This is a genomic window from Marinobacter changyiensis (assembly GCF_009193265.1).
GTDB lineage: Bacteria > Pseudomonadota > Gammaproteobacteria > Pseudomonadales > Oleiphilaceae > Marinobacter > Marinobacter changyiensis.
Genome location: NZ_VZZZ01000005.1, coordinates 1 through 12813 on the forward strand (window position 1 = coordinate 1; position 12813 = coordinate 12813).

The 12813-nt window shown below is 55.7% G+C and carries 13 protein-coding genes; 5 read left to right on the forward strand and 8 right to left on the reverse strand.

Going from position 1 to position 12813, the window contains the following annotated elements:
* Positions 1-277: 277 nt before the first annotated feature.
* Positions 278-1150 carry a formyltetrahydrofolate deformylase gene (gene purU / locus F6Y09_RS13460; protein WP_152207463.1) on the forward strand — a complete coding sequence of 291 codons (873 nt, stop codon included), beginning with the start codon at positions 278-280 and terminating at the stop codon, positions 1148-1150.
* A 242-nt stretch (positions 1151-1392) separates the two neighbouring features.
* Here purU and F6Y09_RS20175 read toward each other — a convergent pair whose 3' ends face one another.
* On the reverse strand, positions 1393-1536 hold the full coding sequence (locus F6Y09_RS20175) for a thioredoxin domain-containing protein (RefSeq protein ID WP_179959420.1): 144 nt from the start codon (positions 1534-1536) through the stop codon (positions 1393-1395).
* Between the two features lie 33 nt (positions 1537-1569).
* Entirely contained in the window at positions 1570-2994 is a 1425-nt protein-coding gene (locus tag F6Y09_RS13470; RefSeq protein ID WP_179959421.1) for a dihydrolipoyl dehydrogenase, read from the reverse strand.
* Positions 2995-3295: 301 nt separating this feature from the next.
* Between F6Y09_RS13470 and F6Y09_RS13475 the strand changes: the two genes are divergently transcribed.
* From F6Y09_RS13475 to F6Y09_RS13490, 4 genes are all read left to right on the forward strand, one after another.
* The gene (locus F6Y09_RS13475; RefSeq protein WP_152207465.1) at positions 3296-3745 is read left to right on the forward strand and encodes an OsmC family protein; all 450 of its coding nucleotides are present in this window, start codon (positions 3296-3298) and stop codon (positions 3743-3745) included.
* A 26-nt stretch (positions 3746-3771) separates the two neighbouring features.
* Positions 3772-4599: an enoyl-CoA hydratase gene (locus F6Y09_RS13480; protein WP_152207466.1), complete on the forward strand. Its 828-nt coding sequence runs from the start codon at positions 3772-3774 to the stop codon at positions 4597-4599.
* Between the two features lie 37 nt (positions 4600-4636).
* Positions 4637-6277 carry an acyl-CoA synthetase gene (locus F6Y09_RS13485; RefSeq protein ID WP_152207467.1) on the forward strand — a complete coding sequence of 547 codons (1641 nt, stop codon included), beginning with the start codon at positions 4637-4639 and terminating at the stop codon, positions 6275-6277.
* 134 nt (positions 6278-6411) lie between these two features.
* Entirely contained in the window at positions 6412-7362 is a 951-nt protein-coding gene (locus F6Y09_RS13490; protein ID WP_152207468.1) for a LysR family transcriptional regulator, read from the forward strand.
* A gap of 122 nt (positions 7363-7484) precedes the next feature.
* On the opposite strand, the gene sthA is transcribed toward F6Y09_RS13490, so the two are convergent.
* The 6 genes from sthA to F6Y09_RS13520 form a co-directional block, all read right to left on the reverse strand.
* The gene (gene sthA / locus F6Y09_RS13495) at positions 7485-8876 is read right to left on the reverse strand and encodes a Si-specific NAD(P)(+) transhydrogenase (protein ID WP_152207469.1); all 1392 of its coding nucleotides are present in this window, start codon (positions 8874-8876) and stop codon (positions 7485-7487) included.
* A 106-nt stretch (positions 8877-8982) separates the two neighbouring features.
* Complete coding sequence (gene nqrM / locus F6Y09_RS13500; protein WP_152207470.1) at positions 8983-9222, reverse strand: (Na+)-NQR maturation NqrM; 240 nt, start codon at positions 9220-9222, stop codon at positions 8983-8985.
* 8 nt (positions 9223-9230) lie between these two features.
* The gene (locus tag F6Y09_RS13505) at positions 9231-10253 is read right to left on the reverse strand and encodes an FAD:protein FMN transferase (RefSeq protein ID WP_425481852.1); all 1023 of its coding nucleotides are present in this window, start codon (positions 10251-10253) and stop codon (positions 9231-9233) included.
* A 21-nt stretch (positions 10254-10274) separates the two neighbouring features.
* Complete coding sequence (gene nqrF / locus F6Y09_RS13510) at positions 10275-11501, reverse strand: NADH:ubiquinone reductase (Na(+)-transporting) subunit F (RefSeq protein WP_152207472.1); 1227 nt, start codon at positions 11499-11501, stop codon at positions 10275-10277.
* A gap of 37 nt (positions 11502-11538) precedes the next feature.
* Positions 11539-12147, reverse strand: coding sequence for an NADH:ubiquinone reductase (Na(+)-transporting) subunit E (gene nqrE, locus F6Y09_RS13515; protein ID WP_152207473.1), 609 nt, complete (start codon positions 12145-12147; stop codon positions 11539-11541).
* Positions 12147-12812: an NADH:ubiquinone reductase (Na(+)-transporting) subunit D gene (locus tag F6Y09_RS13520; RefSeq protein ID WP_152207474.1), complete on the reverse strand. Its 666-nt coding sequence runs from the start codon at positions 12810-12812 to the stop codon at positions 12147-12149. Before F6Y09_RS13520 ends, nqrE begins: the two co-directional genes overlap by 1 nt.
* Between the last annotated feature and the right edge of the window lies 1 nt (position 12813).

Genomic DNA, 12813 nt, shown 5'->3' on the forward strand with positions numbered 1-12813 from the left:
GTTGAGGCAGACCACGCGGCCCTTGGCACACGTTTCGACGTCGTTACTCCTGGCGGAAAAACAACGGCCACCGTTGTCCAAAAACCGTTCTTTGATCCTAACAAGAAAATCGCGGCAACTTATGCCCAAAGCGCGATCAGCTGAGCGGTAATCGGTTTTTAAATAAACCAACCAGCTAAGGGCACTAAAAAAGGTAATTTGAGAAGAGGGTCACCTGAAATCCACTTCTCTTACAACGCCAGTATGGCAAACAAAAAAAGATTAAAGGACCAGCAAAATGAACCCAGATAAAAAAACCTATGTCCTTACCGGGAGCTCTCTCACCAAACTTGGTGTGCTCGATCTGATCATTAATACTTTGTATCGAAGCGAGTGCTATGCGTACGAGATGCACACTTTTGATGACGCCAAGACCGGGCGGTTTTTCTTTCGTGTGGAGTTCAATTTCATCGGCAACGGTGAGTTTGCTGAAGAGGAGCTGCGTAACCAGTTTACCCATAAGGCTGAGACCTTTGAAATGAGATGGGATCTGAGCGAGCTGTCGACTCCAGAGAAAGTGGTTATTCTGGTATCCCAGTATGATCACTGTCTGCAGGATATACTCCATCGCAGTAGTACCGGGGCACTTAATATCAAAATTCCGGCGATCATCTCCAATCACCCCGACCTGAAAAGGCTGGCCGACTGGTACGGAATCCCCTACTACCACCTGCCGATTAGTGCGGAAACCAAGGCGCAGCAGGAGGCACAGATGTGGGAGATTATTCAACAAGTCGAAGCTGACCTCGTTGTGCTGGCGCGCTACATGCAGGTACTGTCCGAGGATATGTGCAAAAAGCTCCACGGGCGGGCTATCAACATCCACCATTCCCTGCTGCCGGGCTTCAAAGGCGCCAAGCCCTACCATCAGGCTTACGAGAAAGGTGTGAAGCTGGTAGGGGCTACCGCACACTACATTAGCGAAGTTCTCGATGAAGGTCCGATCATCAGCCAGGGAGTGGAGCCAGTGGATCACACCTATACCCCTGAGCTTCTCGTGTCAAAAGGACGTGATACCGAACGCCTGGTGCTGGCAAGGGCGATCAAGTTGCATGTCGAAAAACGTTGTTTCCTCAACGGCAACAAAACCGTTGTCTTCCCGGGACACTAACCATCGCTGCAGTATGATGTGCCACTAGAATCGCATGCGGATCAGCCTGGTAAACCAGGCGATCCGCCAGACGCTTGACCGCCGGACGGGGAAACCATGGAAAGCTCAAGGCCGGTGGATTCAGCGCAGTCAACCACCTCGGCAGCCTGGTCTTAGTCACCGTGATGGAGGTTGTTGATGCTGATCTGATTGATCATCTTGATCAGGTTCTGCAGCAGTTGATCACTCATGCAGGTAGGCCATCAAAGGCCCGCGGCCATCAGCCCCTGCACGTCATCCAGTTCAACCGGGCCATAACCAATCCTGTCGGTGGCAGTCCCAATTTCCACCAGTGGCTCCAGCCAGAACAATCCTCGCGAGCCGTTGCGCACCAGTTCAATATCCACGCCCCGGGTGCTGGCGTGGTACTGAGGTTTAGACTAGGCCATTGAATCTGACTGGCTTATATTCTCAGCCTCGTACCTTCTGTACTTTTCCCGAGCATCGATCAAAACATCGCGTAACAGTTCTTCGGCGCTGGGGTGGTAGACAGGCATCAACAGTACCTGCTCCGCCGTCATGCCGTGTGTAATGGCCAGAGCAAGCAGATGTGCCAGGTGTTCGGCCTGGTACCCAAGCAACTCGGCGCCCAGAATTACGCCGGTTCGCGCGTCCAGATAGACTTGAATACGCCCCTCGACCTTGTTCCAGACCACATGACGCGGACTGGTAAACGGCAGGTCGCCGATAACAATCTCCCGACCTTCCAGTTGCTGAAAGTTCTGGCCGATGATGGCGATCTGAGGATCAGTAAAGAACACCATCAACGGCGGTCTGCGATCTGCTGGCACTGGTTCCGGGTAGCTCAACGCATTATCAGCGGCGATACGCCCCTCATCGAAGGCTTCGTGCCACACCGGCAGGTGGTCGGTTGCATCCCCGGCAATAAAAATGGGATAGGCGAAGCAGCGCATCGTCTGTGGATCGACTGCCACCCGGCCGACTTCGGCCAACTCCATGCCCGTATGCTCCATTCCCAATCGGTCTACGTTGGAGACCCTCCCCGTGGCCACCAGTACCCTGTCGAACACCTTAGTGACCCGCTGTCCGTTCGACTGCTCATACTCGATCCAGGCGCCTTCAGCGTCTTCCCGGGTGCTCACCACCTGCCCGCTGGGGTAGATATCCAATTCAGCGCCGAGGATATCGAGCGCTTGCTGCTGCATGGCAGGGTGAGTGAGGGCGTTGATCTTTCCGGAACGGCCGTAAATTGTCGTTTCGACTCCCAGTCGATGGAATGCCTGCCCAAGTTCCAGCGCAATAATTCCCATACCGATCACTGCTATCGAGCGGGGCAAGTCCTCCAGTTCAAAAACCGTGTCGCTGGTGAGGACGCGGGCCATTACTGGCTCGAATACCTCACTGACCGCTGGCCTGGAGCCGCAGGCGAGGACGAATTTTTTTGCATTGACCTCAACCGATTCGCCCACCATGAGTTGGCCTGGTCCGACAAACCGGGCGCGACCTTCAAGCTTGTGGTGGGCCGGAATCTTGGCGACGTAGCGGAGATTGTTGGCGACAAATCGATGGTCGCGCTCTCGGCGTAACCGTTCGAGAACTTTGCGGCCATCCACGCGACCCGAGGCTGTCACCCCGAAAAATTCGCTGGTGATCAAGTGGTGGGCGTAATCAGCAGCGGTAATCAGCAGCTTGCTGGGCATGCAGCCGACCCGTGCACAAGTGGTGCCGTAGGGACCGTCCTGAATCATCACCAGGCTGTCGGTCTTGCGGCTGATCTTCGAGTAGGCGCCCAACCCGGAGGTGCCGGCGCCGATGATCGCGTATTCAACATTCATGGTCTTCATAGTGGATTCGCTCCTGCCCCACGTTGCGGAAGTTTTATCAGCGGTGCCAGGTAAGGCTACGTTGGAAAATTGGCGCATTAAAACGATAGTTTCTAACCGTGAGGCCTACTATTTGTAATTCATGGTCCTGGAGATCCAGTTGCGGTAACCGACCTTTCCCAACGCTGGTCGCCAACAGGCAGAGGCGCAATTCAGAGGCCTTGACTTAGCCTGGCTAACCCTTCCGTTTAGTAATTGTCGTTTTACACGGCCCTGCCCTGTTTTTACGATGGAAGCTCTTAAACTCACAGGAGACGTAGCTATGTCAATCCATCAAGCAGTCATCAATTGGCAGCGCGCGCCTCACGAATCCGAGGCAAAAACCTACTCACGCAACCATCGCATTACGCTGAATGGTGGCCAGCAGGTCAAGGTTTCCGCGTCAGAAGAATTCAAAGGCGATCCAAACTGCGCCGACCCGGAACAGCTGTTTATCAGCTCGGTGGCCAGCTGTCATATGCTGTTTTTCCTGGCCATCGCTGATTTTCAGGGTTATCAGGTCGACTCCTATGAGGACAATCCGGTCGGCTATCTGGAGAGTAACGATAGAAAAGGCAAGGAGATGACGCGTATCGAGCTGTCGCCGCGCATCACCTTCCGCGGCGATAAGGTACCGGACCAGAAAACCATATCCAGAATCCACACCAACGCCCACAAAAACTGTTTTATCCGCAACTCGATCACTACCGAGGTAACGGTCAATCAGGTTTAATTAGCCAGCTCTGGCGGGAGAAAGTTATGAATCACAGCCAATCTTCGGACGACGTTCTTCTCAAGACGGATGTAGACATTCTTCTCAGGGAGGATGTAAACGGGTCCGTCTACCTCACATTGAATCGGCCGGATAAATTCAACACCCTTTCCGAATCAATGATGGACGCCTTGCAGCAGGAGTTGGATGCGATCGCAGCCGACCCCGCCGTCCGATGTGTGGTCATCGGTGCCACCGGGCGAGGATTCTGCGCCGGTCACGACCTGCAGGAAATGCGGGCAAATCCCGACCAGTCCTATTACCAGGCGTTATTCCGCCGTTGCAGCCGGCTGATGCAGAGCGTCGTCGCGCTGCCGGTGCCGGTCATCGCCAAGGTCCAGGGTATGGCCACGGCTGCAGGATGCCAGCTGGTGGCCAGCTGTGACCTGGCCATTGCCGCCCAATCGGCCAGTTTTGCGGTGTCAGGCATCAACGTGGGTCTGTTCTGCTCTACACCCGCCGTGGCGCTGTCACGCAACATCTCTGCCAAGCGGGCGTTCGACATGCTGGTATCAGGCAGCTTCATTGATGCGGATACGGCCCTGGAGTGGGGGCTACTGAGTGCCGTCGCCCCTGATTCCGAGCTGGATAGGGTCGTGGCCGATAAGGTGGAACAGATCCTGAGCAAGAGTCCGGCGGCCGTGCGCTTTGGAAAGTCCATGTTCCATCCCCAGCGTCAAATGGTTTTGGCCGACGCCTACGACTTTGCCGGCAAGGTGATGGCCGAGAACATGATGAACCCTGACGCGGGAGAAGGCATCGATGCTTTTCTCGGGAAGCGGAAACCCGCCTGGGCGCAACCTGGCAGCGAATGAGCATTTCGCACGATAAAAAAATAACAGGAAAAAGATCATGAATGATATCTGCGATTTCAATCAGGCCCTCGAAAAGACAACAGCCAATTATGTTCCGCTGTCACCTTTGAGTTTTATCAAACGAGCTGCCAGCGTTTACCCTGACAGGACAGCGTTGATCTACAATGAGACTCGCTATAGCTGGCAACAGACCTACGCTCGCAGCCGCCGCCTGGCTTCCTTGCTACAGAGTTCCGGCGTTGCACGGGGCGATGTGGTGGCCACCCTGTTGCCGAATGTCCCGGCCCTTTACGAAGCGCACTTTGGCATACCGATGGTGGGGGCTGTGCTCAATGCCATCAATATCCGTCTCGATCCGGAGGCAGTGGCCTTTATTCTTGATCACAGCCGTACGCGCCTGTTGCTGATCGACCCCGAATACGCGGATGTGGTGGAAAAGGCCCTTGGCCGGCTGAAAGGGCCGTCACCCATCATTATCAACGTATCGGACCCCAGCCAGGGCGCAGAACGCTTTATCGGCGACCTTGAGTACGAAACGCTGCTCGCCGATCAGCCGACGGGGGACGACTGGCCCTTGCCCGAAGACGAGTGGGATGCGATTGCGCTGGGCTACACCTCAGGCACGACCGGTAACCCCAAGGGGGTTGTTACCCATCACCGGGGTGCCTACCTGAACGCGATCAGCAACGTTCTGTCCTGGACCCTGCCTCCCACTGTGGTCTATCTGTGGACCCTGCCGATGTTTCATTGCAACGGCTGGTGCTTCCCGTGGACACTGGCGGCCATCGGTGGCACCAGCGTCTGCCTGCGGCGCGTGGATCCTGAGCAGATTCTCAAGCTGATCAGGCAGCACCGGGTAAGCCATTACTGCGGTGCCCCCATCGTCCACTCTATGATCGCCGACGCTGCCGTTGCCGCGCGGGAGCCGATTGAGCACAAGGTTTCGGGGCTGATCGCAGGTGCTGCGCCGCCGGCGTCGGTGCTGGAGCGGATGGAAAAGATCGGCGTCGAGCTCACCCACGTTTACGGGCTGACCGAAACCTATGGCCCCGCCACGGTTTGCGCCAAACAGGATGACTGGGATCAAAAGCCTCTGGATGAACGGGTCCGGCTCAATGGACGCCAGGGCGTCACCTATCCACTACAGGAAAGCATCGCGGTACTGGACCCGATCACGATGCTCCCGGTCCCTGCGGACGGCAAGACCCAGGGCGAGATCATGTTCCGCGGCAATATCGTCATGAAGGGTTATTTGCGCAACGAAGCAGCCACCCGTGAAGCCCTTGCCGGTGGCTGGTTTCACTCCGGTGACCTGGCGGTGATGGAACCGGACGGCTATGTCAAGATTCGCGACCGGCTGAAAGACGTGATTATCTCGGGCGGGGAAAACATCTCTTCACTGGAGGTTGAGGAAATTATTCAGCGCCATGAAGATGTGGAAATTGCGGCGGTCGTCGCGATGGCGGATGAAAAGTGGGGCGAAGTCCCCGCTGCTTTCGTCCAACTCCGCCCCGGCAGTGAGCTGAGCGAGGACGCGTTGATCAGCTTCTGCAAGGAGAATATCAGCCGCTTCAAGGCGCCCAAGAAGATCATCTTCGGCCGGCTACCAACCACCTCGACGGGGAAAATCCAGAAGTTCCTGCTGCGCCAGCAGCTTGACACCAGCCTGTCAGCCTGAGTCGATCGGGAACGAGAAGCGGGACCAATTCTGCGGTAGCTGCCTGTTTTTTACAAAGGCAGCGACTATAGTGACCATTAAACGGGTCACTATAGTCACGCAGACTCTCACCGCCGTTCTTGCGAGTATTGATCATGTCACGACTCCCACCCCTGATCGCACTTTCCTATTTCGAGGTCGCGGCGCGAACCAAAAGTTTCGCTGCAGCCGCCAAAGAGCTCAACGTCACACCGGCGGCGATTAGCCACCAGATCAAGGCGCTGGAGGAGCATCTCGGTGTTGAACTGTTCGTCCGCCACCACCGGCGAGTCAGCCTGACTCCGGCCGCGTATGTGGCCCTGCCGGAGCTGCATGAGGGGTTTCAGGCTCTGGGTCGTGCGGTAGACAAAATCCGCTCCCATGGCGAAGAGCGCCTGATTGTCACCGTCTGCTCCGAACCCCTGTTCGCCACCAAATGGATCGTGCCGCGCCTGCACCGTTTCTACGTACGTTGCCCGGAGGCCGAAGTGCGGCTGCAGGCGAGCCTGCATACGGTGGACCCCTCCCGTGATAGCGCCTTCGGTGTGACCGACCTCAAGCGCGCTGGCATCGACGTCTCCGTGCGCCTCGGTTACGGTCAATACACCGGCATTGAGTCGCAGCGGCTGATGGGTCTCGAGCTGGTGCCCATGTGCGCACCGGAACTGGCCGCCACCGTGGACGGTGTCGATACACTGCGTGGGCTGCCGTTGCTGTGTGACAGCACCCTCACCCGCTTCGACGAGCCCTGCGGCTGGAAAGAGTGGTTCAAGCAGCAGGGATGTAAAGTCGGAGGGTTTCGGGAGCTGCGATTTGGCAACGGACTGCTGGCGCTGGAGGCGGCCATAGCTGGTCAGGGCATCCTGCTCGGCAGTCGGGATCTCCACCAGGCGGAATTGCGCGTAGGAAAACTGGTGGTAGCGTTCGAAAGCCCGCTGAACTGCGACCAGGCGTACTACGTGGTCAGCACGGGCCCAGGCCTCGAGCGTTCGATTGCTGGGTTGTTTCGAGAATGGTTGCTGGTTGAGGCGGGATATACAGGGACAGACCACGGTTTTCCCATTTGAGTGCCTGAAAGCATGGCCTGTCCCTAGGCAAGCCTTGTTTGCTGCCCGACCGGGCCAAGCCAGATCCCCCCTATAGCTGAACGGCTTGGCCCATGAGCTCGGTTTTTTGATGTTCAAGAACCTCAGAATATACGATTGAGGCCGTTAAGTGCTGCCACACGGTAGGCTTCTGCCATGGTGGGATAGTTAAACGTGGTGTTGATGAAGTAGTTGAGCGAATTCGCCTCGCCCTTCTGGTTCATAATAGCCTGCCCGATGTGGACAATCTCAGCGGCCTGATCCCCGAAACAGTGAATCCCGAGGATCTCGCGGCTCTCCCGGTGAAACAGTATTTTCAGCATGCCGACGGCATCACCGGTAATCTGAGCCCGAGCCAGGTCCTTGAAAAAGGCCTGCCCGACTTCATAGGGCACTTTCGCTTCGGTGAGCTCTCGCTCCGTTTTACCAACCGAACTGATCTCCGGGATGGTGTAGATACCGGTGGGCACGTCAGACACGTAACGGAAATAATCGTCCTTGACGATATCCGAGGAGGCGGAGCGTCCCTGGTCATAGGCCGCACTGGCCAGACTCGGCCAACCAATCACATCCCCGGCTGCATAAACATTGGAGATCTCGGTCCGGTAATGATCATCAACCGCCAACTGGCCCCTGCCATTTGGCTCCAGCCCGACATTTTCGAGCCCAAGCTTGTCGGTGTTGCCAGTCCGGCCATTGCACCACAGGAACGCATCAGCACGGATTTTCTTGCCGGATTGCAATGACAGCACGACGCCCTGCTCATCACCTTCAACAGACTCGTATGTCTCATTATGACGAACCAGCACTCCGTTATTACGCAGGTGGTAGCTCAGCGCATCGGAAATTTCATCATCAAGAAAATTCAGGAGTCGGCTACCGGGATTGATCAGATCAACCTTTACCCCCAGCCCGGCAAAGATAGAGGCATATTCCGAACCAATAACACCGGCACCGTAGATGATTAACGTGCGGGGGGTGTGTGACAGATTCAGGATGGTATCGCTGTTATAGATTCTGCGATGGCGGAAATTGATGTCCGGCGGCAGATACGGGCGCGAGCCCGTCGCGATAACAACGCTCTTGGTATTGAGTATATCAGTCGATTTCTGGCCCCGGACTTCAATGCGGTTGGCATCCAGGAAATAGGCACGGCCATTATGGATATCTACCCGGTTACGGGAGTAGAACTGGGTCCGCAACTTGACCTGTTTACCAATGACTTTCTGGGCATTTTGAAGGACATGGGGGAATGAAAACCAGCGCGGCTCACCGATATCACGGAACATGACATTGGTGTTGAAGGTAATAATCTGTTTAACGGAATGGCGCAATGCCTTTGACGGGATCGTGCCCCAATGGGTGCAGTTGCCACCCACTGTCTGTTTGTCTTCAATAATTGCGACTCGTTTACCGCTCTTCGTCGCATTCATGGCCGCGCCTTCACCTGAAGGACCGGCACCGATAACGACGACGTCGTAATGATGGTCTGCCATTAGTGCAGTGACTCCTTATCTACGTCGTTTTTAAAAAACAAGAAAGGAGGCGGCAAAACATCACACCTCCGAACAATGAGCGGGAGCGGACCACCAGAGCGACGGGTTACTTTCTGGTCGCGTCGTAAGCCAGGGTTTTGGTCTGGGTGGCCTCAGTGGCAATACGGTCATTCTCTTCTTCACACTTTTTGGTGTTACCACCACAGATATCACAGGCCTGATCCAGTCCCAGCGCGCCTATACCGCCACAGGTGCCACTGATGGGTTTACGGCCCATAATCACTCCGACCGACATAGCGGCCAGCAGAAAACCCACAATCAGTAAAACCAACAGAAAGGTACCCATAGCACCTCCTAATTTGCCAAATAAGACGAGAAGGCAGGCGTGTAGTGCGCCTCAAAACCATTCTCTTGTCTAATAATAAAGTAAACGGCCATGTTTTTGCGAATTGCCAGCTCGTTGGCGCGTTCATACCCCATCACATTGAACGCCGTGGCCAGTGCATCTGCCCCCATGGTGGTGTCAGCGATAACCGTCACCGACGCCAGATTATGGGCGATCGGTTTACCGCTTTCAGGATCAATGGTATGGGAAAAACGCTGGCCTGCCGATTCGTAATAGTTCCGATAGTCGCCCGACGTCGCCATGGCCTGACTATCGAGCGCCACTACCCGGTTAACCTCCCGCCTGCCCGGCACCGGCTCTTCAATCGCCAGCCGCCAGGCCTCGTCACCGGGCTTGCGCCCGCTCACCCGGACCTCACCACCGATTTCAACCAGATAGGCCTCAATTCCGGTAGCCAACAGATACTCCGCCACCGCATCAACAGCATAGCCTTTGGCAATAGCAGACAGATCCAGATATTGCTTTATATCCGCTCTTATCGCCGGGGGCTCAGCCCTGAGCTCCAGTTTTTCGTAGCCAATCCCGTCAAGCCGTTGCTGCAACAGGGCCGCTTCAGGCACCTGTTCAGGCCGCGCCTCCGGGCCGAACCCCCACAGGTTTACCACCGGCCCTACGGTAATATCAAAAGCGCCATCACTGAGCTCGGACACTTCACGGGCAGCGGTAAGCACCTGGTATAGCGGTGGTGATATCTCAAACCACCGGGACTGGTCCTCGGCCCTGTTGAACCTGGACAGCTCGGAATCCTCCCGCCAGGTCGACATGGAGGCATCGACAGACTCCAGCACCGATGTTATACCTGTCGCCAGAGTATCCAGTTGCTCCGGATCCTCGGTCAATACCACCTTGATATGATACTCGGTGCCAAAAACCGGTCCGGCTATTTCCCATATCTCTTGTTCTGGCTCAAATGAACAGCCCGCCAAGGCCGCGATGAGCAAAATCATCGCAACCAGGGCGGGCCGGGTCATGCGGGATATCATGGCTTGGAACTAGCCTCCAAAGTCATCCAGCATGATGTTTTCGTCTTCCACGCCCATGTCTTTCAGCATCTTGATCACCGATGCGTTCATGATCGGGGGCCCGCACATGTAATACTCACAGTCTTCCGGCGCCGGATGGTCCTTCAGATACTGTTCGTACAGCACGTTGTGGATAAAGCCGGTAGGGCCTGTCCAGTTATCCGCCGGCAGCGCATCCGACAAGGCCACGTGCCATTCAAAATTTTCATTCTCTTCGGCCAGCTTGTCGAAGTCCTCTACGTAGAACATTTCCCGGACGCTACGGGCACCGTACCAGAAACTGATCTTACGCTTGGAGTTCAGGCGCTTGAGCTGGTCGAAAATGTGGGACCGCATCGGGGCCATGCCCGCACCACCGCCGATAAAGACCATTTCCGCTTCGGTCTTCTTGGCAAAAAACTCGCCGAAAGGTCCGAAAACGGTGATTTTGTCTCCCGGCTTGAGGTTGAAGACAAACGTCGACATCAGTCCGGGCGGATGATCGGTACCCGGAGGTGGCGTAGCGATCCGGATGTTGAACTTGAGAACCCCTTTCTCATCCGGGTAATTCGCCATCGAGTAGGCCCGAATAACCTCTTCCTTGTTCACACCCCGGAAGCGCCAGATATCATGCTTGTCCCAGTCTTCGTGGAATTCCTCTTCGATATCGAAATTCTTGAAATCGATATCATAAGGCGGGCATTCAAGCTGTACATAACCACCGGCGCGGAAATCCACTTCTTCACCTTCCGGAAGCTTGAGTACCAGCTCCTTGATGAAGGTCGCGACGTTATGGTTGGACTCGACGGTGCATTCCCACTTCTTGACGCCGAAGAACTCTTCCGGCACCTCGACTTTCATGTCCTGCTTGACCGGAACTTGGCACGACAGACGCCACCCTTCTTTCTCTTCACGATTGGTGAAGTGGGTTTTCTCGGTCGCCAGCATGGAGCCGCCGCCTTCCAGCACCTTGCACTTGCACTGGGCACAGGTACCGCCACCACCACAGGCAGAGGACAGGAAGATGCCATTGCTCGCCAGTGTGTTCAGCAACTTCCCACCAGCTTCGGTGGTTACGGTATGTTCCGGATCGTCGTTGATTTCAATTTTCACGTCACCGGTGCTAACCAGCTTCGAGCGTGCCGCCAGGATAACCGCTACCAGCGACAGCACGATAACGGTGAACATGACCACGCCGAGAATGATTTCTATATTCATGGTCTCGCCTTTTCCTTAAACCGAATCACCGGGTTGATTACAGGGAGATGCCCGAAAAGGACATGAAGCCAAGGGACATCAGGCCAACCGTGATAAAGGTGATGCCCAGACCACGCAGCCCTTCCGGCACATCGCTGTATTTGAGCTTCTCACGGATTCCGGCCAGCGCCAGAATAGCCAGCGCCCAGCCAACACCGGCACCGAAACCGTAAACAACGCTCTCGCCAAAATTGTAGTCACGCTCAACCATGAACAGTGACGCGCCCATAATGGCGCAGTTCACCGTGATCAATGGCAGAAAAACCCCCAGCGCTGCGTACAGGGCCGGTATGTATTTATCCAGAATCATTTCCATGATCTGGATCAAGGCCGCAATCACCCCGATATACGTCAGCAAACCCAGAAAGCTCAGGTCCACCTCAGGCAGGCCCGCCCAACTCAGGGCACCTTCACGAAGCACGTAGTTGTAGATCAGGTTGTTTACCGGCACCGTAATGGTCAACACGACCACGACGGCAATGCCGAGGCCTGCGGCGGCCTCAATTTTCTTGGAGATCGCCAGGAAGGTACACATCCCCAGAAAGAAGGCCAGAGCCATGTTTTCAACAAAGATTGCCTTCAGCAACAGGCTGATATAGTGCTCCATCAGAAGGCCTCCTTGGTCTTATGGCGTGACATTTTATAGTCCGGTGCTTCAACCTGCTCCGGTTTCCAGGCGCGAAGGCCCCAGATAATAAGCCCGATGATGAAGAACGCACTTGGCGGCAACAGCAGCAGACCATTAGGCACGTACCAGCCGCCCTCGTTGACGACCGGCATCAGACTGAAGCCCATCAGGGACCCGGAACCAAGCAGCTCGCGGCAGAACGCAACAATCAACAACAGCACGGAGTACCCCATACCGTTACCGATACCGTCCAGAAAGCTCAGCCAGGGGCCGTTCTTCATGGCAAAGCCTTCGGCGCGACCCATGACAATGCAGTTGGTGATGATGAGGCCAACAAACACCGACAGCTGTTTGCTGATCTCATAGGCGTAGGCTTTCAGTATCTGATCCACCACGATAACCAGCGATGCGATGATGGTCATCTGAACAATAATACGGATGCTGTTCGGAATCTGGGTACGAACCAGGGATACCGCCAGGTTGGAAAACGCCGTCACGGCAATAACTGAGGCGCACATAACCAGCGTGACGTTAACACTGGTCGTCACCGCCAGCGCGGAGCAAATGCCCAGGATCTGCAGCGCAATGGGGTTGTTGCTAAAAATCGGTTCAAAGAGAACCTGTTTGGCTGATGCGTCGGCCATA

Excerpts from the sequence above, each read along its gene's own strand:
- purU (WP_152207463.1), top strand. The coding sequence starts at position 278 with ATGAACCCAGATAAAAAAACCTATGTCCTTACCGGGAGCTCTCTCACC.
- F6Y09_RS13470 (WP_179959421.1), bottom strand. The coding sequence starts at position 2,994 with ATGAAGACCATGAATGTTGAATACGCGATCATCGGCGCCGGCACCTCC.
- F6Y09_RS13475 (WP_152207465.1), top strand. The coding sequence starts at position 3,296 with ATGTCAATCCATCAAGCAGTCATCAATTGGCAGCGCGCGCCTCACGAA.
- F6Y09_RS13480 (WP_152207466.1), top strand. The coding sequence starts at position 3,772 with ATGAATCACAGCCAATCTTCGGACGACGTTCTTCTCAAGACGGATGTA.
- F6Y09_RS13485 (WP_152207467.1), top strand. The coding sequence starts at position 4,637 with ATGAATGATATCTGCGATTTCAATCAGGCCCTCGAAAAGACAACAGCC.
- F6Y09_RS13490 (WP_152207468.1), top strand. The coding sequence starts at position 6,412 with ATGTCACGACTCCCACCCCTGATCGCACTTTCCTATTTCGAGGTCGCG.
- sthA (WP_152207469.1), bottom strand. The coding sequence starts at position 8,876 with ATGGCAGACCATCATTACGACGTCGTCGTTATCGGTGCCGGTCCTTCA.
- nqrM (WP_152207470.1), bottom strand. The coding sequence starts at position 9,222 with ATGGGTACCTTTCTGTTGGTTTTACTGATTGTGGGTTTTCTGCTGGCC.
- F6Y09_RS13505 (WP_425481852.1), bottom strand. The coding sequence starts at position 10,253 with ATGACCCGGCCCGCCCTGGTTGCGATGATTTTGCTCATCGCGGCCTTG.
- nqrF (WP_152207472.1), bottom strand. The coding sequence starts at position 11,501 with ATGAATATAGAAATCATTCTCGGCGTGGTCATGTTCACCGTTATCGTG.
- nqrE (WP_152207473.1), bottom strand. The coding sequence starts at position 12,147 with ATGGAGCACTATATCAGCCTGTTGCTGAAGGCAATCTTTGTTGAAAAC.
- F6Y09_RS13520 (WP_152207474.1), bottom strand. The coding sequence starts at position 12,812 with ATGGCCGACGCATCAGCCAAACAGGTTCTCTTTGAACCGATTTTTAGC.